Origin of the sequence: Sorangium sp. So ce448, from assembly GCF_051520915.1 — a bacterium.
GTDB lineage: Bacteria > Myxococcota_A > Polyangia > Polyangiales > Polyangiaceae > Sorangium > Sorangium cellulosum_B.
The window spans coordinates 8,032,150-8,057,209 of sequence record NZ_CP150343.1; the positions used below are offsets into that span (position 1 = coordinate 8,032,150).

Genomic DNA, 25,060 nt, shown 5'->3' on the forward strand with positions numbered 1-25,060 from the left:
CGATCGCCAACCTGCTGGGCGGGAGCCTCGAGGCCGATCGAGGCTCCGCCCGGCCCGTGGCCGGTCCGGCCGCCGCGGCTCTCGGAGCGCCGGGTGCACGAATTCGCGGACGAGCTCGAGCTCGAGTCGTGATAGAAACAGGCGAGAGGGGTCGCGATGCGCCGGGTCATGTACGTGGAGAACAAGCGCGGCGGGCTCGACGGCGACGGCCGCATCGGCTGGGTCGAGCTCTCCCGATCGGGGCGGACGTACCATTACCGCGGTCGCCACCTGGCCAGGACGGGGAGCGGATACAAGTACAACTGCGTCGATGAGGAGACCCGGGAGGCGTACTGGGTCTCCGGCCCGCGCAAGGACGGCGCCGACAAGCTCTACGGCGGCGTCGTCCACATCGACGAGGACGCGAGGCGGAGCGAGCTCGCATCGCCTTGATGACGTTCAATGACGTCATCCTCCGTCAAGCTTTCTCGCGCGCGCTCGCCGTCGTCGACCTCCGCCTTGTCTGCTCTGAGGTGGGGGACTTCGCGAACGCCATCGAGCCGTCGGGCGCCGGCGGCTTGAAGATCGCGCAGGCGCTCGTCCGCGCCCTGGGCGCCTCCGCAGTCCAGCAGCGAGCGACGACGGTGACCGCCGGCTAGAAAGCCCGTTGCGGCTGCGCGAGCGGACCGCCGTTTCGACTCGGCGCCGGTCAGAAGGATGTCATCGGGGTGTAGGCGGAGCGCTTGGAGGAACAGGCGAGGGGGTTCGATAGGGACCGCGGGCAACCTAGATCATGCCGACCTCTGCCCAATCAGGCGCTGGTGCCGACGGGCGCGTCGCGCCCGTCGGCACCAGCGCAAGGTCGTTGGACTGTTGCCGATGACTTGGTGAAGCCATGGCGTGGAAGACTCTGCTGGATGATGCCCGATGGAACCACCGAGACAACCCGGCCCGCGCCGACGAGCTCGTTGGACGGGCCATTCGCTCTGCGGAGGCGGAGACCGAAGCAGCGGAGCGCGTGCGCGCCTTCGAGTCGATCGCCGATTACCTTGACGGCCGAGAGCGGTGGGCAGAGGCGTCCATGCTCTACGGCCGGCTGATCGATCTGCTGCGAGAGAATCACGTCTCACCGGATGAGCTTGCGGCGCGGCTCGCGCGCCATGCCGAAATCGAGTCGAGCGCCGGCGATCTGGAGTCTGCCGCGAAGCTGCTCGAAGAGGCGCTGAGTCTTTGGCGCCAGTCGTCACGAAGCACGCTGGAGCGGGGCGCTGCATGGTATGAACAGCTGGCCGAAGCGCGAGCGGCGGCGACGCACCCTATCGCGGCGGCCGTGCGACCGAGCTGCGCATCGAGGCTTCCGGCAAGTACTACCAGCCCCGTGTGATGCGGCATGCGAGAAGCGATGGTGCCGTCGAATACGCCGTCCACGATGTCTACTTCTCACTGTATGGCGACGTCGAAGGCTACACCCAGCACCGGGGGCTCGTGCCAAGACGGGCCGGATCGGGAGGCGTGTGCCTGCGCGAGATCTGCTCTCCGTCGCCATCGCCGCCGCCGCCGCACCCGCGAGATCCGCGATGGTCGTTGCGCTGGCAATGCGGGGGCGGATAGCTTAAGATCCATGTGGGCCAACGACGCCGAGCCGAACGCGCGTGACACCAGGACCCGACGACGGGATCCAGCGATGGCAGACAAGAAGATCTCGAAGACCGAACCCGAGTGGCTCTTGCTGCTCGGGCCACACCGCTACCGAATGCTCCGCTACGGCAACACCGAACGTCCGTACACGGGGCAGTACTGGAACCACCACGGCACTGGCGTCTATCGATGCGCCGGCTGCGGCACCCAGCTCTTTTCGTCGCAGACGAAATTCGACTCTGGGACGGGCTGGCCCAGCTTCGGCGCAGTCCTCGACGAGAAGCGGATCGAGCGCCGAGCCGACCGGAAGCATGGCCTCGATCGGGTGGAGGTCGTATGCGCGCGCTGTGACGGACATCTGGGGCACGTCTTCGACGACGGGCCAGCACCGACGGGCGAGCGCTTCTGCATCAATTCCGCCTGCCTCGAGTTCGAGAGCAACTGACTCGCGAGACGGCGGACGTCGCGTCGACGCCGTGCCATGGCGGGGTGAGGCTGGAGGCATTCACCGACGACGCCAGAACAGGATGCGAGGGGTCGGCCACTACCCGAGCAGCCAGATCGCCGGGCTCTGCTCGACACGTTCGCCGGCAAGCGTCGCAGCGCCGTCGAGGATCTGGGTCCACGGCAACGCTGCGTACCCGGCACGGTGGGCGAGGTCGGCGCCGAGCGCAACGACAAGCAGGGCGTGCGCCGAGGGCACGTTGTACCCCGCGGCATAGAGTGGGTTGAGCTCAAGGACCACTGGCTGGCCGTCTCGAACGAAGGCCACGTCAGCCACGTAGTTCGCCGGGAGGTCAGCCGTGAGGAGCGCAGGGACAAGGTCGCGAACCGCCCGCTGCACCACGTAGCTCCTGGCGGTGAGCTCATCGGCGAGGAGCCGGCGCGCGTCGTCGATGAGGACCTCGAAGGGGCCGTGGTAGCTGGCCATGAGGAGGCGGCCACCCAGCACCGTCAGCCGCACTTCGAAGGGCACCCGGATGGCGTTGCGGTCGCCGGGAAGGGCGGCGAGCTCGATGCGCTCGAGGTCGAGGTGCTCGCGCAAGGCGAGGCCACCGACATCGAGAGCGACACGCAGGCGGCGGACTACCTCGAAGACAGTGGCCTCGATGTCCGCCTGGTTGCTGCCGTAGTAGAGCTCGGGGTTGGCGGATTTGGCCGACGAGTAGAAGCCGCGGACGAAGACCCCGGCGTGGGGATCAATCTCGGCATCGAAGAGGGCGCCGTAGATCGCCTCGGTCAACAGACGGCGCACGGCCGCGGGAGAGTCGATCGCGGCAGCGACGGCGGCGTCCACAGGCAATAGCGCGGTGCGTGGCGTGGGGACACCGGCGTTCGTGAGCACCGAGTAGAATCGATCGAGCCCGAGGACCCGCTCCACATGCTCGGGGAGGTCGAGCACACACGCGGCGCCGGCAGCAACCGCTCGAGCGAAGATGGAGTGGTATGCGGCGCGAGGTAGCATCGGCAGATCGATCCAGGACACACTGCCGCTGATCCCCTGCGGCGCGTCGAGCTGGGCGACGTCGCAGACCGCGAGGTCCCAGCCATGAAGGCGGGCGAGCTGGGCCCAGAACGCATGGCGACGCCGGATCATGGCCACGTTGCGGGGGTCGGCCTGGGCATCGAAGGCACGGTTGAGGTCGGAGAGGAGAGCGACGCGGGACACGGGTCAAGCATCGCACTGTTCCCTGGATCAGGACGACTCGGCGCCCCTCAGGCTCGGCCGGAAGTAGAGCAGCCCGCGGCGACTAGCGGCGCCGCGGCGGCGGGCCTAGGAGACCGCGTATGCCCGCAGCCACCCAGATCGGCATCCCCACGCTGGTGCGCATCAAGCCCGGGGCGCTCCCGCGCAGCGGGCTCTACCTCGCGCGGGCGGCGCGCCGCCACGTCCTGCTGCTCGCGAGCGCGGGGACGCCGGACGCCATCGAGGCGGCGATGCGCGAGGGCCTGGACGCGCAGGCGATCGAGGTTGTGGCCCGGCGCGAGGTCGCCTCGGCCAGCGTCGAGGAGGCCTCGGCGCTCCTGCCCGCGCTGCCCGCGCGCTGCGACGCGATCGTCGGGCTCGGCGGCGGCCGCGCCCTCGACACGGCCAAATACCTCGCTTCCCTCGCCCGGCTGCCGTTCCTCGCCGTGCCCACCTCGCTCTCGAACGACGGCTTCTGCAGCCCTTCGGCGAGCCTCACGGCGGGCGGCAGGCGCCGCTCGCTTCCGTGCGCGGTGCCGTTCGGCGTGGTTGTCGACACCGAGGTCTGCCTGCGCGCGCCGGAGGTCCTGTGGCTCTCCGGCGTGGGCGATCTCGCGGCCAAGGTCACCGCGGTCCACGACTGGAAGCTCGCGTTCCACGCGCGCGGCGAGCCGGTCAACGACTTCGCCGCCCTGCTCTCGGACGCGACCGTATTCCAGTTCATGGCGCGCCCCCTGCGCGACCTCGAGGGCATGCGCCTGCTGGCGACGGCGCTCATGCTGAACGGCATCGCCATGGAGATCGCCGGGTCGTCCCGGCCGGCGAGCGGCAGCGAGCACCTTATCTCGCACGCGCTCGACCAGACCTCCGGCCGGCCGCGGCTCCACGGCCTGCAGGTCGGCACGGCCGCCTACGTGGTCAGCCAGCTCCAGGGGCGGAACACGGACCTCATCGCCGCCGTGCTCGACGCGACGGGCTTCTGGGGTGCGATCCGGGCAGACCCGTTCTCGCTCGACGAGTGGATCGAGGCGGTCCGCGTCGCGCCGGAGATCAAGCCCGGCTACTACACCGTCCTCTCCTCCCGCGACTGCGTATCCGAGGTCGAGGCGATCCTCCGGACCGATCCGCGCCTGAAGGGGTGCTTCGCCTGACCCGCCAGCCGCGCTCAGTTCCCCGACGGGCGGGCGCGTCGCGGCTGGAGCGCGCGCGGGGCCGCACCGGCCCGCGCGATCGTGCCGTCACCGGGGCTGGCGAGGCGATGTCCCGCTGATCGAGGTGTGGCGCTCACGTCTGCCGGTGCACGCCTCAGGTGGTGAGGTGCGCAAGCGCGGTGATGATGCGTTCGGCGGTGTCGGCGGGCCAGTGAAAGACGCGGCTCACGGCACGCTGGTGCGCGAATCCATGCAGGCCGAACCACAGCGCGATCGCGTCGGCGACCGGGTCGGCGCTTCTGGAATGCCCGGCAGCGACGCAGCCGCCGAGGGCGTCGACGAGGATTTGCAGGGCTTCCCGGCCGAGCGTTGTCAGGTCCCGCTCGGTCACGGAACTGTCGCCCAGGGTGGGCATCCAGAGGCCACCGAACATGGTGCGGTAGCGCTCTGGATGACTCCGGGAGAACTCCAGATAGGCGTTGCAAGCGGCGTACAGCCGCTCTCGAGGATCATCGCCGGCCTCTTCCACGGCGCTGCGCAGCCTGCTCTCCAGCTCGGCGAAGGCTTGCTGCACGACGGCCAGCATGATCGCCGGCTGGTCGGGGAAGTGGGGGTAGATCGAGGGGGCGGCGATCCCGACCCGGCGGGCTACCGATCGCAACGTGATGGCCCGCTCGTCGCCGGCCTCGTCCAGCAGCTCGACCGCCGCAGCCACGATGTCGGCGCGCAGGCGGGCGCCCTCTCCGCGGCGGTTGCGGCCGCGGGCCGGTTTCTGTGCGGCCGATGCCGCCGTTCCGCTGTCTCCCATGGCGTCACCTTACACCCCAAAGCTTATCGCCGTTAGCCCTCGCAAGATCGATCTAACGTAATAAAGATCACATATATAAGCAGGCTGCCGCGCGCGCCGCAGGTCCGCATCCGCGATGCTTCCGGCGCCCGACAGGCGCCGGAGCGTTTTTTGTGGCCGGCGTCAGTTGACAATCGTTAGGTTACGGTCATAAGGTTACACACGTAAGGCAACGCCGATGGCGTCTCCTGCTTCCTTCACACCCCACGTTCTCGGCTCGCACCCATGACCCGGAGGTTTCCCGCCATGTTCACCGCCACCGCCACCGCCGACGTCGTCATCGCGCTTCCCTCGGGCGAGGTCGACAACCGCGCGACCTACATCAGCTTCGGGCTCGCCTACGTTCTTGGCCACGGCGCCGCCGCGATCTCCAAGGGAGACAGCCCCCTGCTCGCGTTGCCCGGCTGGGTGCCCATGATGCTCCTGGGAACGGGGCTCGCGGTCGGCACCGTCTACGCCACCGTCGCCGCCACCCGCGCCCAGCGCGGCGTGAGCGAGTCCGACGCCCTGTCCGGCAAGTTGCTCGGCGCTTCCTGGCTCAGCGCCTTCACCGCGCTGTTCCTCGCCATCACCGGCCTGGCGTACACCCTCGACATGCCCGACCTGCAGCCCATGCTCTGGCCCACCGGCTCCGGCCTCATCGTCGGCCTGATCTACGTCAGCGAAGGCGCCGCCCGCCGCAACCTGCTGCACTACGGCCTCGGCACCTGGCTCGCCCTGATCTCCACCGCAGCGCTCTTCCTCGGCACGCCTGGCATCTTCTGGGTCCTCGCCATCGCCGGCGGCGGCGGCTATGCCGTCGCCACCGTCCTCGAGCGCCATCGCCTGACCGCGCGCGCGAAGCACGCGCAGACCTATCCGGGATGAAGCGGAAGGTGATGTGATCGAGCGTCGGCGCCGCCCCCTCGAGCTCGCGGGGCGCGGCGGCTCGCGCGGATCGCCCCGGTCTTGCGCGCCTCGACGCATGGGCCGCAGGACATGCGCTCGCGCTGCTCCACGTGCCAATCGCCGGCGCAGGCAAGATGGATTGAAGGGCATCGTGTCGATTCCAGACGGCCCGCCTGCGACCATCCCGAGCGCGGGGCGCCTCGATCCGCATGGCGCGCACTCCGCGACTCCAGCTCTCCTCGGGATCGTAGGTCCGCATGGGGCGCGGGATAACACGATAACCCGCGTGGGCCCCCGCCGGTCACGCCGGCGACTCTGGCCCCCTCTCGCTCCGGGCCCCGGCACGACGCCAGGTCGCGACTTGACAGCTTCCCAGGATCCAGCACAATGAACGTCATTTCGCTCATCCCAAGGGCCGCTGATCGACGAAGGAAGACCGTGGAGAGCAAGACCAAGAACACGAAGACACGCCCGCAGATCGCCGCCATGGCCGCCAGGGCCTTCGGCGGCATGGCGCTCGCGGACGGCGAAGGCGCCGTGGTCGAGCTGAAAGACGGCTGGTTCAATGCGGCGTACAGCGTCCGGCTCGCCGATGGCCGGGAGGTCATCCTCAAGATCGCGCCGCCGAGAGGCGCGGAGGTCATGCTCTACGAAAAGAACATCATGGCCACCGAGGTCGCCGCCATGCGCCTGGTCCGGCGAAACCCGGCCATCCCGGTGCCCCAGATCTACCATTTCGATAACACCCGCGACCTGTGCGACTCGGACTACTTCTTCATGGAGAAGATCGCCGCGGACAACCTCGAGCACGTGAAATCGAGCCTCTCCCCCGAGACGCAGGCGTCCATCGACCTGCACATCGGCGAGATCGTCCGGGAGATCAACGGCTTCACCGGCACCTATTTTGGTTACGATGGGAACCCGGACCTGCGCGCGAGCACCTGGCGAGAGGCGTTCATCAGGATCATGGAGTCGGTGCTGGAAGACGGCGCCCGGAAAGGCGTTGCGTACGACCAGGGCTACGACGAGATCCGCGCCGCCGTCCTCAGGCACGCCCCCGCGCTCGACGAGGTCACCACCCCCTGCCTCGTCCACTGGGACGTCTGGAACCCCAATGTCTTCGTCAAGGAAGGCAGGGTCGCCGGCATCATCGACTTCGAGAGGGCGCTCTGGGCCGATCCCTTGATGGAAGCCCAGTTCCGGCTGCTCTCCGCCGAGGGCATCACCAGCTGCATGCGCGGCTATGGCAAGACCTCCTTCACCTTCGAGGAAGAGCGAAGATGCCGCCTGTACTCGCTTCACCTCGCCCTGGTCATGAACACGGAGTGTTACTACCGCAACTACGACACCGATTCCGTCCTCAACCTCTCCAGGCAGTGGATGGGCGAACACATGGCCTGGCTGAGCGCAAACTGAACGCTCATGGGCGAGAGCTCCAGGGTTGAAAAGCTGGGGACCGAGCGGGTCGGGAAGCTGCTGCTGGAGATGTCTTCCCAGACCACGTTCTCGCTGCTGGTCTTTACCGTCTACAGCCTCACGGACATCTATTTTCTCTCCGTGGGCGTCAACTCGCTGGCCGCCGCCGCGGCCTCGATCATCTCGCCGGTCCAGATCGCCCTCGGCGCCGTCGCCACGACCGTCGGGGCCGGCGGCGCCTCGGTGGTCTCCAGGGCGCTCGGCGAGCAGGACATGGAGAAGGCCTCCCGGACGGTGGCAAGCACCTTCCTGATCTTCTGGACGGCGGCGGTCACCATCACGGTCCTCGGCTCGGTCTTCATCGAGCCGATCGTCTATCTGCTCGGGGCGACCGACAGCATCGCCCCCTATGCCATCGAGTACGGGCGGATCATCTTCCTCGGCGCCATCGCCGGCACCGGCTACTCGGCCATCGTCAGGGCGGATGGCAACGCCGGGTACTCGACCGCCATGTGGATCATCCCGATCTGCGTCAACATCGTCCTGTGCTGGCTCTTCATCCTCGTCTTGCAGATGGGCGTCTCCGGCGCCGCCCTGGCGACGGTCTGCTGCCAGGCCACCTCGGCCGGCATGGGCCTCCACTTCTTCTTTTTCAGGAAGAACCGCTCCTATCGGATCAAGGCATCTTATTTCAAGCCGGACTGGCCCATCATCATCGAGGTGGTGAAGATCGGGTCCCCCTCGCTCATCAAGAACGCCAGCGTCAGCCTGATCGCCATCGTCACCAACAACCTGCTCCGGCGGATCGGCGGCGACAGCGCGCTGAGCGTGTTCGCGATCGTGAGCCGGCTCTACTCCGGGATGCTCGCGCCGCTGACCGGCATCGTCCAGGGGATGCAGCCGCTGGTGGGGTACAACTTCGGCCAGAAGAAGCTCGAGCGGGTGCGGGAGGCCATCCGGCTCTCCCTTGGCGCCGCGGTCGTCTATGGATCGCTCGTCTGCGGCGTCTGCCTGGTGATGCCGGCCGCGCTGATCGCCTTGCTGTCCAGGGAGAGCGCGATCATCGCTGAAGGGCAGACTGCGTTGCGGCTGCTGGCGCTCTCTTACCCCCTGACCGGCGTGGCCATGGTCACGGCGGCCTCGTTTCAGTCGGTGGGCCGTGCCAGGGAGGCGCTGCTGCTCACCCTCGGGGGCATCCTGCTGGTCAAGCTGCCGGTGCTGCTGCTGGCCTCCCGCCTGTTCTCCCTGACGGGGATCTGGGCCTCCGAGGCGATCTCGGAGCTGATCCTTTGCATCGTCTCCTTCGTCCTGCTGAAGAATGCCCACGCTGTTTCCGGGCATGGCATGGCAAGAGCGCCTGACGCAGGCTGAGCCTGCCTCCAGACGGCCGAAAACCGGCGCAGAGGCCGTCTGCGTACGGCGAATGTGTCGGTTGACACTCGTCGCGTGGTGCGGCTATACACTCTGCCATTCGCCTGCTGGCCGACACCGTTCGTCTCGAAACACAGCAGGTCCGGACGTAAGTAAACAGAAGCAACGATACCAGCCGCGGCGCGCGGCTGAGGGAGGCGTCGATGAAGCTCTATGAGTTCGCTCCTACCCGCTCGATCCGTGTGCGCTGGACGCTCCAGGAGCTGGGCGTGGACTTCGAGACCGTCCAGGTCAACCTCCGGGCCGGCGAGCATCGCCGCCCCGAGTTCCTCAAGCTCAACCCAGCCGGCAAGCTCCCCGTGCTCGTCGACGGCGACCTCGTGCTCACCGAGTCCGTTGCCATCGTGCTCTACCTGGCCGAGAAGTACCCCGAGAAGGGCCTGCTCCCGGCAGACCCCAGGGAGCGGGCCAAGGTCAACCAATGGCTTCTGTTCGCGGCGACCGAGCTGGAGCAGCCGCTGTGGCGCATCGCGCGTCACAAGTTTCTGTATCCGGAGGACAAACGCCAGCCTGGCGACATCCCCGTGGCCCGCGACGACTTCAAGGCCATGGCCGCCGTGCTGGAGAAGCACATGGATCAGCGGCAGTTCGTCGTCGGCGACCGCGTGACGGTCGCCGATCTCGTGATGGCCTACACCCTCGACTGGGCCAACGAGGCCGATCTCCTGGGCGACTTCCCGCAGCTTCGGTCCTACATGGACCGGATGTACGCGCGCCCTCACGCGGCCCCGCGTATCGCCCAGGCGTTCGCCAGCCTCAACGCTTGAGGGGCAGGTGGCTGGAGGAGCTCTCGCCCTCCAGGCCGAGAGCCTGCTCGCCGCCGTGGCGCAGCGCGCGCCCGGCCGCCACGCAGCGCGGCCGCGCGCCCCGGCAGGTCGGCCGGGAGATCCCCCGCGATGCCCGTGCGCGACCCGCGATACCCGCCCGCGATGATAGAGTGGCGCGATGAGCCGCCGCGTCAGCAGCGACGGGGCCGGGAGCCTCCAGATCCACTTCGCCTTCGATCGCAGGCTGGTGGAGGTCGTGAAGTCGCTCCCGTCCCGCCGCTGGAACCCCGAACAGAAGACCTGGCGCGTCCCGGAGACGCACGTGGTCGCGGTGGTGGAGGTGCTGCACACCGAGGGGTTCGGCTTCTGCGAGGTGACGCAGCGCCTCTACCGGGAACGCGGCGGGGCCCTCGCCCTCGATGAAGGGGGCGTCACGCCGATCCCCACCGTGGAGCCGGCCCGAGCCGATGAGCCGCGCAACGGGGACGCGCGGCCGAGGCCAGCGGTGGCCGCGTCCGACTTCACCGTCTCGAAGCTCAACGGACAGGTCCGCGCCGCCCTCGAGGCGGCGTTTCCAGCCTCGATCTGGCTGGTGGGCGAGGTCTGCGGGTTCAACCGGGCCGCCCACAAGAGCATCGTCGGCTTCGAGCTCGTCGAGCGCGACGCCCTCGGAAAGGAGATCGCCCAGGTCAAGGCGACCCTCTTCGAGAGCGCGCGCGCCGAGATCGAGCGGCGCCTCGCCGCAGCGGGCGACCCGTTCCAGATCGAGGACGAGATCCAGATCCGCGTGCGCGGGCGCGTGGAGCTCTACGTCCCCTGGGGCTCGTACCGGTTCCTTATCGAGGACCTCGACGTGGGCTACACGCTCGGCGAGGCCGCCCGGCGGAGAGAGGAGATCGTGCGCCGGCTCGCCGAGGAAGGGCTGCTCGATCGGAACCGCTCCCTGCCCTTCCCCGCCCTTCCCCTCCGGGTGGGCCTCGTGACCAGCCTGGGCTCGGACGCCTACAACGACGTGCTCGGCACCTTCAGGGAGTCAGGCTTCGCGTTCCGCGTCATGGCGCACGGGGTCCGCGTCCAGGGGCGGCAGACGGAGCCATCGGTCCTGAACGCCCTCGACTACTTCCGGGCGCGCGCCGCCGAGCTCGACGTGCTGCTGATATGCCGCGGCGGCGGCTCGCGCACCGACCTCGCCTGGTTCGACTCGGAGCCGATCGCCCGCGCCGTCGCCACGTTCCCCCTCCCCGTGGTCGTCGGCATCGGCCACGAGCGAGACATCTCCGCGCTCGATTTCGTGGGCTTTCGCGAGAAGACCCCGACCGCCGCGGCCGCGATGCTCGTCAAACGCGTCTCGGACGCGCGGGATGAGGTCGAGTCGTCGCTCCTGAGCATCCTCGACCAGGGCCGGCGGGTCCTCCGGTCGGCCTCGTCGGATCTCACCCGCCGGGCGACCCGGGTCCCGCGCTCCGCGTCGCTGCTCATCGCGCGCCGCGCGGGCCAGCTCCAGGAGGCCGTCCGCCAGCTTCGCCAGGGGGCGAGGCGCGATCTCGACGCCGCCTCGCATCGGGTCGACGAGGTGGCCTCGCTCCTCGGGCCGCGCTCGTCCCGGCGGCTCGCGCTCGAGTCCGAGCGCCTCGAGTCGCGCGAACGGCGCCTGCGCCTCCTCGATCCACGGCGCGTCGTGGAGCGGGGATATGCGATCCTGCGCACGACGGAAGGGGCGGTGCTCACCGACGCGGCGCGCGCGCCCCAGGGGACGACGCTCATCGCCGAGCTGAAGCGGGGCGTGCTGCGGCTTCGCTCGGACGGATCGGAGGAGACATAGGGTCATGGCAAAGCCGAAGCGCGGGACGAAGGAGCTGTCCGACGGGGACACGACAAGCCCGCAGCGCGCCACGAAAGAGGTCTCGTATGGCGAGGCGTCGTCGCGCCTCGAGGAGATCTTGCAGAACATCGAGGAAGGTCAGGTCGACATCGACGCGCTCTCCGCCCTCGTGAAGGAGGCCGCGGATCTGGTGACGCTCTGCCGCCAGAAGATCCACGCCGCGGAGATCCAGGTGCAGACCATCACCGAGCAGCTCGAGCGCGAGGCGCCGGTGACCACGGACGCGGACGACGAAGACGAGGACGACGAAGACGACGAGTAGGCGGGCGCAGGCGACCCCCATGAGCGCGACGTTCCGGCCCACCAACTACCGGGATGTCGGCGAGATGCTCGGGCTCTGGCTCGACGTCTCGCCCCGACGACAGGGAAGCGCTACGGCAAGTCGAACGCGAAGAGCGTGTTGCCCGGCGTGCCGATGCCGAAGCTCTCGTAGCCGCTCCCCCAGAACACCGTACCGCGCACCACCGCCGGCCCGGCGTTGACGGAGCCGTCGGCCGGATGGCTCCAGAGGACGTCGCCCGTCGCGGCGTCGAGCGCGTGGAAGTCTCCGCTCATCGAGCCGCCGTAGACGACGCCGTTCGCGACCGTCAGCGGCCCCCTGGTCTGCGCGCCCGGCGTGGGATCGGGCGTCTGCCACAGGATGTCGCCCGTGGCGGCGTCGAGCGCGCTCCACGAACCCCAGTTGATGACCTCCCCGGAGGGCTGCAGCGTGTAGTCGACCTGGCCGTTGTTGCCGATCGGCACGTAAATCCTGCTCTCGTCGACGGCGACTCCCCACATGATGCCGCCCAGCTCCCCGCCGGGACCGACCAGCGTGCTCCACACAACGCTCCCGTCGTCCCGATCGAGCGACCAGAAGATACCGCTCTTCTGGCCGGCGCCGACCAGGTCGCGGCGCTCCGCCCCGTGGCCGGCCGTGAAGAGCGTGGCGCCCGTGCCGAAGTCGTAATCCGGGCCCGCCGGATCGGGGCACCAGTCGCCGCCGAAGTAGCAGGCTCCCGTCCAGGCGTCGAAGCCCTGGAGCCGCCGCGCCCACTTCAGCGCGCCGGTGCGGAGGTCGAGCGCGAGGACGGCGTCGATATAGTCGTCCGGCGCAAGGCAGGCCTCGGCGGCGACCGCATCGTCGCCGGCGGCCTCCACGCACGCGGAGACGGACGGCGGCACGGTGTAGTTGTTGCCGGTGGTCACGTACAGCGTGCGGCGCTTGAGGTCGAGCGCGGGCGCGCCGCCCCACACGGCGCCGCCGGTGTAGCCGGCGGGCACCGTGTAGCGCTTCCACAGCACCGCCCCGGTCCCCGCGTCGAGCGCGACGACGCTGCCGCGGAAGCTGCAGCACGCATAGGCGTTGTCCGCCGCGAAGAGCTCCTCGCGCGAGGAGACACCCACGTACACGCGGCCGCCATGCACGACGGGAGACTGCGTGATGATCGCCGCGGGGTGCGTGTCGAGCTGCCTCTTCCACAGGAGCGCCCCGGTGCGCGTGTCCACGGCGATCATGTGCGCGCCGGCGAGGGTGCCGAGGAACAGCGTGTGGCCGTGGAGCGCGGGGGTCGTGCGCGAGACGGCGCCGGCCGTGCCCGTGAGGGCGGCGATCGTGCGCGTCCAGATCGGGTGCCCGGTCCCGGCGTCGAGCTTGTACAGCTTGCCGCCCCCGTCCGGAAAGTAGACAGCGCCGTGGTCGACGGCCGGCGTCGCGGGGACGATGCCGGTCGTGGTGAAGGCCCACTTCACGGCGAGCGACGCGACGTTCGATGGCCCGAGGTGGTGCTCGTCGCGCGCGTAATGCGTGTTGGCCAGATCGTAGCCATAGACGGTCCAGCGCCCGGCGCCCGTGCCCATGGCCGTGCTCCCCAGGACGACACTGAGCAAGGCAAGACATAGGGCGGCCCCGATCGCGGACCGGACCCAGAAGATGCGCTTCATGGTTCTCCTCCCGGGGCATCGAGGTGAGCGGCGATCGGCCACCCGACACGCCAGTTCCGTCGCCTCTGCAGCACGAGGCCCCGAATCTACGTCACGCGGAATCGAGCTGGGTGTCAATCGGAGAGAGCAAGGCGGCACGGAGCCCCTTCCCATGGCCGGATACCGGGGTAATCTCGGCTCCTCGGGAGGTGGGCCACGAACTCGAAGAGCGCATCGAGCCCGCGCGGGCGGGCGACGACCACGAAGACCACGGCCGCGAAGAAGAGCAGCGCCAAGGAGTCGAAGAAGGCTGCCGCGCCGAAGGCTGCCGCGAAGCCGAAGGCTGCCGCGAAGCCGAAGGCTGCCGCGAAGCCGAAGGCTGCCGCGAAGCCGAAGGCTCCCTCGAAGCCGAAGGCTCCCTCGAAGCCGAAGGGTGCCGGGCGCACGAAGGAGCCGCCGCCCTCGCCGGTGCCGAAGCTCCTCGGCGTCCTCGAGTCCCAGAAGCAGCTCGGCGGCGCATCGTACCCACCCACGCTCGAGCGGCTCGCGGAGCTGATGGGTGAGAAGCCCACGAAGACGCTCAAGGCGCTGGAGGAGGCCACGGCGCGCGCGCTGCTTTCCCGCGAGGCGGTGGGCAGGAAGAAGCCAGCGCCCGATACCACGCTCGTGCTGTTCGCGGAGGACCTGGAGGCGGTCGCGCAGTCCGATCGGCTCCTGGAGGTGCTGCTCCAGTCAGCGCGGAAGCCCGATGCTCCGGCGGTCGAGCTGGCGAAGCTCTCCGAGGGCCTCCTTCCTGCCCTGAGCAGCGCGTTCACGAAGGCTCTCGAGCAGCGCGTCGCCGAGCGCACGCTCCCCCGCACCATCGGCGCCTTGCCCGGGAAGAAACCGCTGTTCTTCTTCCTCGAAGACGCCGTCCTCCCGGCCGCCGGCGCGTCGGCGCGGCCCGCCGCGGCCGCGACCGACGGCGCTGCCCGCCGCACGGCCGCCGACGGCGCCGTCGACGGGACCTCCGACGGCGCCGGCAACGCGGCCTCCAGGGGCCCCGGCGCCTCGGCACCCGGCGGCCCCGGCGCGCCGGCCATCTCCTTCGCCGATCGCTTCGACGCCGCCTTCTCCTCGCTCGACCGCGCCTCCGGCCGCCTCAACTACGTCACGCTCCACGCGCTCCGCGCCGCGCTGCCGGACATCCCGCGCGACACCTTCGACACGGAGCTCGGCGCGCTCCGGCGGCAGCGGCGCTACTCGCTCGACCCGTCCGACGGACGCCACCACCAGATGGCCGAGGCGGAGCGCGACGCCGGCATCATGGAGGCCGGGAACCTGCTCGTCTACGTGGCGCAGAGGAGGGACGACGCATGAGCGAGGAGCCGACGTTCGAGCGCTTCCTGGCGGCGGTCCGGGGCACCAACCCGTTCCGCAGCCACCGCATCACCGACGTCGGGGGCGGCGAGGCCACGGTCGAGTCGATCCACAAGAGCGCCTTCACAAGGCTCGTGCGCGTCGTGCAGGACGCCGCGAAGGAGCCGACCAGCATCGGCGCGCTGCTCATCGGCGCGCCCGGGGTCGGCAAGAGCCACCTGCTCGCGCGGCTGTTCCAGTGGGCCGGGGAAGACAGGGCGACGGTCGTCTACCTGCACAACATCCTCGCCTCGCCCGAGCGGATGCTCCGGTACGTGCTCAACGCGACCGTCAGCGACCTCGCGGGGCACCGCGGCAGCGACTACACGCAGTCGCGCCTCTACACCGTCCTCAACCGCGCCCTCATCCGGACAGGCGCGCTCAAGGGCCGCAAGATGATGACGGGGCCCAAAGAGATCGAGGCGCGCAAGGAGGCGCTGGCCCGCCTCGGCGCCAAGATCGACCCGCAGAACGCCGTCATCCCGGTGCTCAACGCGTTCCTCACCGGGACGTCGCACGCGAGCCTCGGCGACGCGAGCGCCGAGAAGCGCGCCCAGGCGGCGGTGCTCTGGCTCTCCGGCGAGACGCTCGGGCCCGACGAGGCGCGCCTGCTCGACCAGGCGGCCGGGGACGACGGCCTCGCCCTCGCGGACGACGCCGCGGTGGAGCGCGTCCTCCACGTCCTCGCGCACCTGTGCGCCCTCGCCGAGCTCCCGCTCGTGCTCTGCCTCGACCAGATCGACAACCTCGACGCCGAGGCCGTGCGCGCGCTGATGTCGTACGCGCACGCGCTGCTCGACCGGGCGAAGCACCTCGTCGTGATCGTCTCGGGCGTGAAGCAGTCGATGCTCTCCCTGCGCACCGGCGAGGTGATCCCGGCGGCCGCGTGGGACCGCATCGCCGAGCGGATCCTCGAGCTGCACATGGTCTCGCCGGAGGAGGCCCGCGCCATCCTCGAGGGGCGGCTCGACGCCGCGCTCTCCGGCTTCGAGGAGAAGGAGATCGAGGAGGTCATCGCCGCGCGCAAGCGCGATCGGCTCTTCCCGCTCGGCAGCGCGTGGCTCGAGCGGCGCCTCGACGGCGTGCAGGAGCTCCGGCCGCGGGACGCGATCCTCTGGGCGCGCGACCGCTGGGAGGCGCAGCAGGACCGGCTCGCGGCCGTCGGCGGCAAGCGCTGGCTCAAGGAGTGGCCCGGCCCCGAGGTCGGGACGAAGGAGCCGGACGGGAGGCTCGAGGATGCCATCGACGCCGAGGTGAAGAAGAAGCTCGTCGAGGGCACGACCCGCCGCCGCCTGCAGCAGGCGTCGCTGCCGCCCGACGAGGACAACCTCGCGAGCCTGACGCACCACCTGCTCGCCAGGTGCGCCGGCAAGGGCGCCTCGACGCTCCTGAGCGTCGAGCACGCGACCGCGAAGAAGCGCGGCAAGACCGCCCCGGCGCACCACCTCGTGGCCAAGGAGAAGCGCGCGGACGGCGTCATCGTGACCACCGGCGTGACGTTCCTCTGCGCGCCGAGCGGGCACGGCGCGCGGCTGCCGCTCCAGCGCATGGTCGAGGACACGAAGCACACGGACAAGCGCATCCTGGTCACCGACGAGGAGCGCCGGCCGCTGCGGCTCGGCGGCGCCGGCAAGGCCGCGTACGACGCGCTCTGCAAGCTGGGCCGCCAGCGCTTCCTCCACCTCCACCTCGACTTCGCCGGGCACGCGGAGCTCGACTCGCTGGTGGGGCTGCTCGGCGCCGCGAGGAGCCATGATCTCGAGATCGAGCACCCGCGCGGGCAGTACCGCAAGGTGACCGAGGCCGAGGTGCTGGCGTCCTTCGAGCGCCAGAGCCTCCTGCTCGCGCACCCGCTGCTGCGCGAGCTGCTCACCGAGGAGATCGTGAAGGGCGGCGGGGACTCGACGCCGCCCCCGGCGTGGGATCCGCAGCAGACGCGGGAGCACATCATGGCCGAGCTGTCGTGGCGCCTCGGCCTGATGGCGAAGGAGCTCGCGCAGATCTTCGCGAGCCGCAAGAAGCTGCACGAGAAGCGCTTCCCGGAGGTGTGGTCGCACATCAAGAAGACGGCGCAGGCGCTCCATGACGAGGGCCACGTCCACGCGACAGCGACCGACGACGACCTCTTCGTCCAGCTGCGGGGCAAGAAATGAGGCTCGTGCACGTCAACGTGACCCAGCTCCGCGTCGCGGCGACGTGCCCGAGGCTCCACTGGTTCGACGCGCGCGCCACGGCCGAGCGGCAGGACGGGCGGACGGTCGTGAGCCGCATCTGGCGGAAGGGCGGAGAGGCGCCCGGCTGCGGCGCGCTGTTCCACACCGCGGTGGAGCGCTTCAACGCCGCCGCGGCGAGCTCGGACGAGGTGCTGGCGGCGCTCGAGGCCGCCGGCGACGCCCCGGGCCTCCAGCAGGCGCTGATGCGCTGGTTCAACGCCTCCTGCCTGAACCTCGACGCGCTCGCGGCGCGCCCGGTGCCGCTGCGGCTGGGCTTCATCTCGGCCGTCCAGCTCTACATGGAGGAGCTCGCGCGGCTCGCGGCGCACGCGAGGGCGGCGGGCCTGCCCGCGGCGGAGCTCCGGGCGCAGCTCTTCGGGGACTCGCGCAAGCGGGTCGACGTGACGTTCCACGTGGGGGAGGACGTCCATGTCCACGTGACCGGGGCGATCGACTACGTGTACTTCGATCCGCGGCTCGGGAAGCACCGCATCGTGGACTACAAGCTCACGCCCGCGACCTCCCCGAACAGCGATCTCTTCCAGATCTTCACGTACGCGCTGATGCACCACCACCAGCACGGCACCCGGCCGGACGTGGCGGTGTTCTACCTGCACCCCACGCGCAGCGTCCGCGAGGCGCGCTGGGAGGAGATCGAGGCGAAGCGCGGCAAGGTTTACGAGCTCATCGCCAGCATGGTGGCCTGGTCCGACCACGCGGCGGGCGCGGGCGGGCTCCCGCCGCCGGGCGACCGCGCGTACTGCGGCGGCTGCAAGCACGAGCGCTCCGGGGCGTGCGTCGCGCAGCTCGGCCACAAGGACGTGGGCGCATGGGACAGGCGCTGGACGGCGCTCGAGGCCACGCGCGGCGGCGGAGCGCCGGAGGAGAGCGAGCGCGCGGCGGCCAGCGCGCCGGCGGATGAGCCGGCCGCGGACGAGCCGATGGTGGAGGACGATCCCGAGCTCGACGAGGCGCTGGCGGTCGTGAAGCCGGCCGTCGAGCGCCCGAAGCCGGCGCCGGCGCCGGCGCGGGGCCGCGGGCGAAAGGCGCCCGCGGAGGCGCCGCCGGGCGGTGCCAGGCCGGCGGAGGCGCCGCCGGGCGGTGAGCGCCCGCCCCCCGTGGCGCTCGACGCGGGAGCGAGGCCGCCGGAGGCCCGCACCGCGAGCGTCACCGGCATGCTCCTCGGCTTCGACGACGGCGGCTCGCCCGTCTGCGTGGACCCCGCGGTGCTCCGGACGCACGTCTCGGTCGTCGGCGCGGCCGGGAGCGGCAAGACCTGGATGGCCAAGGTCATCGCGGAGGAGGCGCTGCGCGCCGGTGTCCCGGTCGTCGCGATCGACCCCCAGGGCGATCTCGTCCAGATGATGGAAGCGCGCCCGCCGTCCGACGTGCCGGCAGAGCTGCACCGCGCGTGGGAGGAGTTCCGGGAGCGCATGGAGCCGCGCATCCTCACGCCCGGGTCCTCGCACGGCCTGCGGCTCTGCCTCGACCCCCTGCGGCTCCCGAGCGCGGGCGAGCTCTCGCACATCGCGAACCCCGCGCTCCGCGCCGAGGAGGAGGAGGGCTTGCTCGTGGCGGTGGCGGCCAACCTCGTCAGCCTGTGCGCGTGCGGCGGCGAGGAGGAGTCGCAGCGCACGTTCCTCTACCAGGTGCTGCGGCACCTGCCGCGCGCGGCGCCGGTCCGGCTGAGGGACATCGTGGCCGCCGTCACCGCGCCCGAGGACCTGGGCATCGACGACGCAGACAGCCTGATCCGCAAGTCCGAGCGCGAGCGGCTCGCGCGAAAGCTCAACACGTTCGTGCAGGGCCCGTCCGCGCGGCTCTTCTCGGGGGGGACGCGCCTCGACTTCACCGAGCTGCTCCGGCCCTCGAAGCCGGGGCGTGTGCCGCTCAACATCGTTTACCTGAACGCGCTCAGCAACGACGACGAGAAGCACTTCTTCCTCGCGGCCCTCGCGACGGAGCTGTACCGCTGGATGATCACGACGGTGGACGCGACCTCCGGCGGCGTGAACCTGCTCTTCTACATCGACGAGGCGCGCGACTGGATCCCGGCCGGCGGCAGCAAGCCGCCCGCCAAGCAGCCGCTCATCCGGCTCTTCACCCAGGGCCGGAAGTACGGCGTCGGCTGCTTGCTGTGCACCCAGAGCCCTCGATCGGTGGATTACAACGTGTTCGGCAACACGAGCACGAAGCTCATCGGGCGGCTCGAGGCGGCCCAGGACGTGGAGCGCGTGATCGACTGGTTCACGATCGAGGGCGGGGCCCCTCCGTGGGTCGCCGCGCGCAAGGGGGCGCCGAAGGGGAGCTTCGTCGCGCGCTGGCCCGACATGCCCGCGGAGCTCGCGGGCCGCGCGTTCAAGGGGCGAACGCTCTTCACGCGCCACGCCGGCGCATGGTCGCCCGACCGCGTGGAGCGGGCCGTCACCGAGGCGGGGCTCCGTGCCCAGGCGGGTGACGCGCCGGGCGCGGGCGGGGTCGACGCCTCCTCACCAGCAAGGCGCTCCCCGGGATCGAGGTAGGCACGGCGGTGGTGCATGGACCTGGATAACCCCGTGATTCGACTCTGCGCGGAGGGCACCCGGGCGGAGTTCGAAGGCAGGAAAGAGGATGCCCGGGAGCTCTATCGTCAGGCGTGGGCTGTCTGCAAAGACGACTACGACGCCTGCGTGGCGGCGCACTACGTCGCACGGTTTCAGGACACGCCGGAGGAGGCGATGTCGTGGAATCGAGAGGCGCTCGTTCGCGCAACGAAGGTCGACGATGAACGTGTCCAGAGCTTCTACCCTTCGCTGTATGTGAGCCTCGGCCGCTCCCATGAGCTGCTTGGCAACCGAGAGGAGGCCGAGCACTTCTACCGGCTCGCGGCCAAGCTCGGCCTCGAGCATCAGCCGGACGAGTAGGGATCGCGATATCCCCAGAGAGCCCGCGACACGAGGAGCTTCCATGAAGAGCGCGCTCGAAAGAAGCAGGCGGTTTCCTCTGATGCTGTTCGTGGCCCTCTGCGGACCTGATCCGCCGTCGTGGCGAAGCATGTTCGTTATTCTCTCGGCTGCTCCTTCGTCGAGCTGCGGTGTGTCAGACCCGCCGATCGTCGCGTTCAAGAGGACGATGGGCGAGTCGCCACGCGCGTATGCGCGTGGACGTCGGGCGTAAGGCCGTTCGCTATCGCTCGATACCCGACCCGCTTGCCGGCGCGCCCGCGGCGTGCCTTGATCGAGCCCATGACAACGGGGTTCTTCGAGGCACGTGGCTTTCGTTTCCGGCTCGATCGCGAGGGCGCCGAGGTGAGCGGGGCGCCGACGCGCGCGGTCCAGGCCACCATCGAGCCCGACGAGGCGGGCCTCGACGGTGACGAGCCGCTGGCCGAGCTCCTGGGCCGCCGGCTGTCGGCGCTGCTCGGCGCGCCGGTGAGCGACGAGGAGGGGATCTTCGACCTGGCGGTCGAGCGCGACGGGGCCGTTGTCGCGGCCATACAGCTCTCGTGCGGCGAGGACGACGAGGACGTGCTCGAGCTGCTCGGCGAGCGGTCGTCCTCGCTCCCGGTGCGCGCGCTGGTCGAGGCGCTCGTCGATGCGCTGAGGGGCCCCGGATGATGGCGCGCGCGGCGCGCGAGCACGCCGTGTCGGCTGAGGTGAAGCCGATCGAGGACGGGTTCCTCGTTCCGCCCGGACATCCGGGAGCGGGTGAGGTCACGGCGGGCCGCTTCGTCATGCTGCCGGTCCCTGGCGTCGAGCCCAGCCCTCAGTTCTTTCGCTACAGCGCCGCGCTCCAGGGCGACCCCCGTACCTCGGAGTTCTTCATCCTGATCGCCACCCCTGGAGGTGATCCGTCAGCCGCCCCTCGAGCGCTCCCCCACCTCGAGCGCGCATTCCCGTCCGCGACTGTCGCTCTGCTGCTCGATGCTCGTACCGGCTGGGTTCGCGCCAGGGTCTCTGCGCTCAAGGATGCAGGCCGCAAGGAGCTCGCTGCCGGGTGCGTGGCCGCGGTCCTCGCCGGTGCGAGCTGGGACGAGTCCGACCCCATCCTCGTGGAGCTGGACGAGGAGCACTTTGCCGTGAGCCTCGTCCACGGGAGCGAACGATGGCATGCGGTCATTCGAGCTCAAACGGCTCCAGGAGCATGAGCACCAGGATCCGCACCATGCCCCTCGTGACGCGGCTGTTCTCCTGGGCGTCCGCGCTCGGTGTGGTGACCCTGGTCGCTCTCCTCTACGATCGACTCCCTGAGCTGCTCCCCGTCACGCGCTGGTCGTCGGCGCCGCGTTCTCCGCTGCTCGCGTTGCGCGTCCCTTCCATCAACCTGCTGTCCCTGGTCCTCATCGAGGCGCTGAGCCGGGCGCTCCTCAGGAGCTCGCCCCAGGCCGATGCGCAGGGCGTGGCGACGGCCCTGTTCTTGACGATCGGAATGAAGGCGCTGCTCGAGGGGGCTGAGCTCTTCCTGCTGCCCACGAGATCTCTCTTGATCCCGTGGGCCCTCGTCGCCGCGGTGGTCGGCGGAGTCGGCGTGGCAGTCGCCCGCGGGCGCCGGATCTTCCTCGGTCCCGCGCGGCAAACGATTCATTTCGATCGCGTCGAGAAGCTCGTCGCCGCGTTCGCCATCGCCAGCCTCGTCGCTCTCCAGCTGGCACCGGCGTTCTGATGATCTCCGCCGCCTGACCGAGCCGGTCCTGGAGGGGCCGGGCTCGCGGACCGCAGCCTGCCGATCAGACGTCGACGAGGACGTCGAACCCGCCGTAGATCATCCGCTTTGCGTCGAAGGGCGAGTCCTCGTTGTTCATCTGCATGCGCGGGTCCTCCATCACCTTCTTGTTGCCCTCGTCCCGCACCTCCTTCGAGGGCCAGACGATCCACGAGAAGACGACGACCTCGCCTTCCTCCGCCTTCACCGCGCCCTTGAAGTCGGTGATCTTGCCGTCGGGCACGTCGTCGCCCCAGCACTCGACGACGCGGATCGCCCCGTGCTCCTTGAACACCGCCGCGGCCTTCTCGGCCAGATCGCGATAAGCCTGCTTCTTGCCCGCGGGCACGGGCACAACGAAACCGTCGACGTAGCTCATCGTTGTTCTCCTCTCGTTCGGCCCCGTGCCAAACAGACCGCCGCCGCGACCCGCGCGGCGGCGCGCCGACCAGCTCGGGGGTCGGGGTGATGCCCCACCCGATCGACGAAGGCAACTTCGCAGCAAGGCCGCCTGGCGGCCGCGCGCGATGGCTCACGGCGCTCGGGCGGGCCGCAAAGCGAGCTCGGCGCGGCAGGCCTGCCGGGCGATCACCCAGGGCGAGGCAGCGCGCGCGCGCGGGCGCGCCACGCGGCCGGGGCCACGCCGTGGCGGCGGCGGAAGAGGCGGCTGAACTGGCTGGCGTCGGCATAACCGACCCGCTCGGCGATGATCTCGACGAGCTCATCCGTGTCGCGCAGGCGGCGCCGTGCCTCGGCGAGGCGGCCTTCGAGGATCCACGCCACCACGGAGCGGCCCGTCGACCGCTTCACCGCGGTCGTGACATAGGCGGGAGATCGGTGCACCGCGCGGGCCACCTCACCGAGGGTCAGCGGTCCCAGACAGCGCGCCTCGATCACGGCGAGCGCCTCGGCGACGATCGAGGGGGCCTCGGGGGGAGCCGCCTCGCGCGGGGCGGCGCGCGCGATCTCGGCGAGCAGGAGCCCGAGCAGGCTCTCGGCCACGACGGGCAGCATGCCCGAGGACCGCGACAGCTCGCGCTCGAGCTCCTCGAGCAGGCCGAGCACGTGGGGCTGCCTGCTGGTCGGCAGCTCGACGACCGGGAAAGCCCCGCGCCGGACGCGATCGAGCGGGGCGAGCAGCTCCTGAAAACGATCCTGAGGGAGGCACGAGCGACAGAAGGCCACGCCGCGCAGATCCACCTTGCTCGCCGTGAGCCACCGGTGGGCATCGCCGGCCGGGATGAGGTGGACCTGGCCAGCCGTCAGCTCCAGCTCTCCCCGGTGCTCCACCCGCATCCGGCCGCCGAGGTGAAAGGCGAGGACCGAATAGGTGTGCACGGCGGGGCGCCGCATCGGGCGGACCTCCGGCGCGCGGCAGGCATGGACGTGGACCACGCCGGTCTCGAGGGCGTCGATTGCAAGCTGCGACTCCATGACCACCGCCGCAGGGTAACACGCGGTGATGGGGCAGGATCCTGGACGACCGGCCTGGCCAGGCCCTCGAGGCTCCCTCGGTCCGGCAGGCGACGCGGTGTCACACAGCGGCGGCACTCACCGCGCATGGGCGACCTGAACCCCACGGACACGCACACCATGGCGAACGGGTCGAGCACGGAGAGCACGGCTGAGCTCCCTTGACAGCCAGGGACCGATTCGTTTCCTCTGGACACTTGCGAGGTCACCCGGGGGTCCTCTTCGCGGCGCGCCGCAACCTCGCGCGGACGCACGAATCACTTCGATCTAGATCCAACATGATGGCTGCGCGCTCGGTTTAGGCGCGCGTCCCTCGACCGGCGCGATCACGACACCGTGTTCGTTCCGGGCGACGCTCCCCTGTAAAGCTCATTATCAGGGAGGGTTTATGAATCACATGTTCAATTCCCATCAAGGCGTGTTCATGGCCTGTCTCTTCCTCCTTATCCCGCTGCTGGGGGCCGCGGGTTGCGCGGGGGAGGAGGAGTGGGGCTCCGACGAGCTCGTCGCGGTCGCCGCCCAGGCGCACCGGGGCCAGAGCGGCGAGCAGCTCTTCGAGAGAGCGACCTTCGGCGGCAACGGGCGCCGCTGCGTGACCTGCCACAGCGAGGAGACCGGCACGATCTCCCCGGCGGACGTGCAGGCGCGGTACGCGGCCAACCCGAACGATCCTCTCTTCCGCCCGATCGACAGCGACGACGGCGTCGGCGACAGCTACACGCGGCTCCTCAACGAGGCCACGATCCGCTTCGAGTTCCCGCTGCCGCCGAACATCTGGCTCGACGACGACCCCGCGGCCACGAGCGTGACCGTCTTCCGAGGCGTCCCCTCGGTCAAGAACTCGCCTGCGCTCGATCCGCTCATCACGTTCGATACCCGTGAGCCCGACCTCGAGACGCAGGCCGCGAACGCGATCCTTTCGCACTTCGAGCCGACGGTCACGCCCACGCGGCGGCAGCTCGAGAAGATCGCCGACTACGAGCGCACGCTGTTCAGCTCGCGAGAGCTGCGCCGTTACGCGCACGGCGGGCCTGAACCCGAGCTGCCTCGTGGCCACACGCGGTCCGAGAAGCGCGGGCGCAAGCACTTTCTCCCGAACGGCGTCTGCGGCCAGTGCCACAGCGGGCCCATGCTGAACACGGCCAGCGACCAGTTCGTCCTCGGACCGTTCCTCAGGATCACGGGCGTGCTGACCGGGTTCTCGGGAGAGGTCCTCGGCACCACCGAGACGCGGCCGACGCCGAACCCGATGCGTCGCTACAATATGGTCTGCCCGTCGGACGGGAGCAGCTTCCTCTGCTCCGATCCAGACACGTACTTCCCGATCATCGCCGTCTATCAGCCGAGGCTCGAGAACGGCGTCCTCTCGATGCTCGCCGCCGATCCGGGCTACGCCCTGGTCCTCGGCAGCCTGGACGGCCTGGGGGACGGCAAGACCACCTCCCTCTGGGGCATCAACGAGACGGCTCCCTATTTCCACGACAACTCGGCCCCTACGCTGGAGGACGTCGTTCACCACTACAAGCTGGTGTTCGAGGCCGCCCCGATCCTGGCCACCCCCCTCGGGGGGCGCACGACCCTGACCGCCCAGGAAGAGGCGGACATGGTCGCGTACATGAAGCTCCTCTGAGCGGAAGGCCCTCTCCCACGCGGGCCGGTTTGGAAAGCTCGACAGCAGGGACGCTCAGGCCTGCATCACCAAGCCGGG

General features: G+C 70.1%; 25 protein-coding genes. 19 read left to right on the forward strand and 6 right to left on the reverse strand.

Annotated elements, in window-relative coordinates; translation table 11 throughout:
- Positions 1–156: 156 nt before the first annotated feature.
- The 4 genes from WMF45_RS30265 to msrB all read left to right on the forward strand — a co-directional run bounded on the left by WMF45_RS30265 (position 157) and on the right by msrB (position 2,062).
- Positions 157–432, forward strand: a complete 276-nt coding sequence (locus tag WMF45_RS30265) for a 1-deoxy-D-xylulose-5-phosphate synthase (protein WP_437708402.1) — start codon at positions 157–159, stop codon at positions 430–432.
- On the forward strand, positions 432–638 hold the full coding sequence (locus tag WMF45_RS30270; protein ID WP_437708404.1) for a hypothetical protein: 207 nt from the start codon (positions 432–434) through the stop codon (positions 636–638). Before WMF45_RS30265 ends, WMF45_RS30270 begins: the two co-directional genes overlap by 1 nt.
- A 236-nt stretch (positions 639–874) precedes the next feature.
- Positions 875–1,363: a hypothetical protein gene (locus WMF45_RS30275; RefSeq protein ID WP_437708406.1), complete on the forward strand. Its 489-nt coding sequence runs from the start codon at positions 875–877 to the stop codon at positions 1,361–1,363.
- Positions 1,364–1,663: 300 nt separating this feature from the next.
- Positions 1,664–2,062 carry a peptide-methionine (R)-S-oxide reductase MsrB gene (gene msrB, locus WMF45_RS30280; RefSeq protein WP_437708408.1) on the forward strand — a complete coding sequence of 133 codons (399 nt, stop codon included), beginning with the start codon at positions 1,664–1,666 and terminating at the stop codon, positions 2,060–2,062.
- A 99-nt stretch (positions 2,063–2,161) separates the two neighbouring features.
- Here the strand turns inward: msrB and WMF45_RS30285 are convergent, their stop codons facing one another.
- The gene (locus WMF45_RS30285; protein ID WP_437708410.1) at positions 2,162–3,286 is read right to left on the reverse strand and encodes an ATP-grasp domain-containing protein; all 1,125 of its coding nucleotides are present in this window, start codon (positions 3,284–3,286) and stop codon (positions 2,162–2,164) included.
- Positions 3,287–3,405: 119 nt separating this feature from the next.
- Here WMF45_RS30285 and WMF45_RS30290 point away from each other — a divergent pair, with 119 nt between their 5' ends.
- Entirely contained in the window at positions 3,406–4,455 is a 1,050-nt protein-coding gene (locus WMF45_RS30290) for an iron-containing alcohol dehydrogenase family protein (RefSeq protein WP_437708412.1), read from the forward strand.
- Positions 4,456–4,609: 154 nt separating this feature from the next.
- On the opposite strand, the gene WMF45_RS30295 is transcribed toward WMF45_RS30290, so the two are convergent.
- Entirely contained in the window at positions 4,610–5,263 is a 654-nt protein-coding gene (locus WMF45_RS30295) for a TetR/AcrR family transcriptional regulator (RefSeq protein WP_437708414.1), read from the reverse strand.
- 285 nt (positions 5,264–5,548) lie between these two features.
- On the opposite strand from WMF45_RS30295, the gene WMF45_RS30300 reads away from it, so the two are divergent.
- The 6 genes from WMF45_RS30300 (at position 5,549) to xseB (ending at position 11,948) form a co-directional block, all read left to right on the forward strand.
- Entirely contained in the window at positions 5,549–6,169 is a 621-nt protein-coding gene (locus WMF45_RS30300; RefSeq protein ID WP_437708415.1) for an ABC transporter permease, read from the forward strand.
- Between the two features lie 459 nt (positions 6,170–6,628).
- The gene (locus tag WMF45_RS30305; protein ID WP_437708417.1) at positions 6,629–7,606 is read left to right on the forward strand and encodes a phosphotransferase family protein; all 978 of its coding nucleotides are present in this window, start codon (positions 6,629–6,631) and stop codon (positions 7,604–7,606) included.
- A gap of 6 nt (positions 7,607–7,612) precedes the next feature.
- Positions 7,613–8,977 carry an MATE family efflux transporter gene (locus tag WMF45_RS30310; protein WP_437708419.1) on the forward strand — a complete coding sequence of 455 codons (1,365 nt, stop codon included), beginning with the start codon at positions 7,613–7,615 and terminating at the stop codon, positions 8,975–8,977.
- A 203-nt stretch (positions 8,978–9,180) separates the two neighbouring features.
- The gene (locus WMF45_RS30315) at positions 9,181–9,804 is read left to right on the forward strand and encodes a glutathione S-transferase family protein (RefSeq protein ID WP_437708421.1); all 624 of its coding nucleotides are present in this window, start codon (positions 9,181–9,183) and stop codon (positions 9,802–9,804) included.
- 178 nt (positions 9,805–9,982) lie between these two features.
- On the forward strand, positions 9,983–11,626 hold the full coding sequence (xseA, locus tag WMF45_RS30320; RefSeq protein ID WP_437708423.1) for an exodeoxyribonuclease VII large subunit: 1,644 nt from the start codon (positions 9,983–9,985) through the stop codon (positions 11,624–11,626).
- Between the two features lie 4 nt (positions 11,627–11,630).
- On the forward strand, positions 11,631–11,948 hold the full coding sequence (gene xseB / locus WMF45_RS30325; RefSeq protein ID WP_437708425.1) for an exodeoxyribonuclease VII small subunit: 318 nt from the start codon (positions 11,631–11,633) through the stop codon (positions 11,946–11,948).
- A gap of 110 nt (positions 11,949–12,058) precedes the next feature.
- On the opposite strand, the gene WMF45_RS30330 is transcribed toward xseB, so the two are convergent.
- Both WMF45_RS30330 and WMF45_RS30335 read right to left on the reverse strand, forming a co-directional pair.
- Positions 12,059–13,609 (reverse strand): outer membrane protein assembly factor BamB family protein, encoded by a 1,551-nt coding sequence (locus WMF45_RS30330; RefSeq protein ID WP_437708427.1) that lies wholly within the window; start codon positions 13,607–13,609, stop codon positions 12,059–12,061.
- 113 nt (positions 13,610–13,722) lie between these two features.
- Positions 13,723–14,034: a hypothetical protein gene (locus WMF45_RS30335; protein WP_437708429.1), complete on the reverse strand. Its 312-nt coding sequence runs from the start codon at positions 14,032–14,034 to the stop codon at positions 13,723–13,725.
- Positions 14,035–14,056: 22 nt separating this feature from the next.
- On the opposite strand from WMF45_RS30335, the gene WMF45_RS30340 reads away from it, so the two are divergent.
- The 7 genes from WMF45_RS30340 to WMF45_RS30370 all read left to right on the forward strand — a co-directional run bounded on the left by WMF45_RS30340 (position 14,057) and on the right by WMF45_RS30370 (position 21,840).
- Complete coding sequence (locus tag WMF45_RS30340; protein ID WP_437708430.1) at positions 14,057–14,947, forward strand: hypothetical protein; 891 nt, start codon at positions 14,057–14,059, stop codon at positions 14,945–14,947.
- Positions 14,944–17,139 (forward strand): hypothetical protein, encoded by a 2,196-nt coding sequence (locus tag WMF45_RS30345; RefSeq protein WP_437708432.1) that lies wholly within the window; start codon positions 14,944–14,946, stop codon positions 17,137–17,139. The genes WMF45_RS30340 and WMF45_RS30345 overlap by 4 nt, the downstream gene beginning before the upstream one ends.
- The gene (locus tag WMF45_RS30350; protein ID WP_437708434.1) at positions 17,136–19,721 is read left to right on the forward strand and encodes a helicase HerA-like domain-containing protein; all 2,586 of its coding nucleotides are present in this window, start codon (positions 17,136–17,138) and stop codon (positions 19,719–19,721) included. Before WMF45_RS30345 ends, WMF45_RS30350 begins: the two co-directional genes overlap by 4 nt.
- 33 nt (positions 19,722–19,754) lie before the next feature.
- The gene (locus WMF45_RS30355) at positions 19,755–20,102 is read left to right on the forward strand and encodes a hypothetical protein (RefSeq protein WP_437708436.1); all 348 of its coding nucleotides are present in this window, start codon (positions 19,755–19,757) and stop codon (positions 20,100–20,102) included.
- A 321-nt stretch (positions 20,103–20,423) separates the two neighbouring features.
- On the forward strand, positions 20,424–20,795 hold the full coding sequence (locus tag WMF45_RS30360; RefSeq protein ID WP_437708438.1) for a hypothetical protein: 372 nt from the start codon (positions 20,424–20,426) through the stop codon (positions 20,793–20,795).
- Positions 20,792–21,325 carry a hypothetical protein gene (locus WMF45_RS30365; protein WP_437708440.1) on the forward strand — a complete coding sequence of 178 codons (534 nt, stop codon included), beginning with the start codon at positions 20,792–20,794 and terminating at the stop codon, positions 21,323–21,325. The genes WMF45_RS30360 and WMF45_RS30365 overlap by 4 nt, the downstream gene beginning before the upstream one ends.
- The gene (locus tag WMF45_RS30370) at positions 21,322–21,840 is read left to right on the forward strand and encodes a hypothetical protein (RefSeq protein ID WP_437708442.1); all 519 of its coding nucleotides are present in this window, start codon (positions 21,322–21,324) and stop codon (positions 21,838–21,840) included. The genes WMF45_RS30365 and WMF45_RS30370 overlap by 4 nt, the downstream gene beginning before the upstream one ends.
- A gap of 64 nt (positions 21,841–21,904) precedes the next feature.
- Here the strand turns inward: WMF45_RS30370 and WMF45_RS30375 are convergent, their stop codons facing one another.
- Positions 21,905–22,258 carry a DUF1428 domain-containing protein gene (locus WMF45_RS30375; protein WP_437708444.1) on the reverse strand — a complete coding sequence of 118 codons (354 nt, stop codon included), beginning with the start codon at positions 22,256–22,258 and terminating at the stop codon, positions 21,905–21,907.
- A 209-nt stretch (positions 22,259–22,467) separates the two neighbouring features.
- Positions 22,468–23,313 carry a helix-turn-helix domain-containing protein gene (locus WMF45_RS30380; protein WP_437708446.1) on the reverse strand — a complete coding sequence of 282 codons (846 nt, stop codon included), beginning with the start codon at positions 23,311–23,313 and terminating at the stop codon, positions 22,468–22,470.
- Between the two features lie 427 nt (positions 23,314–23,740).
- Here WMF45_RS30380 and WMF45_RS30385 point away from each other — a divergent pair, with 427 nt between their 5' ends.
- Complete coding sequence (locus tag WMF45_RS30385; RefSeq protein ID WP_437708448.1) at positions 23,741–24,982, forward strand: hypothetical protein; 1,242 nt, start codon at positions 23,741–23,743, stop codon at positions 24,980–24,982.
- Positions 24,983–25,060: the final 78 nt, after the last annotated feature.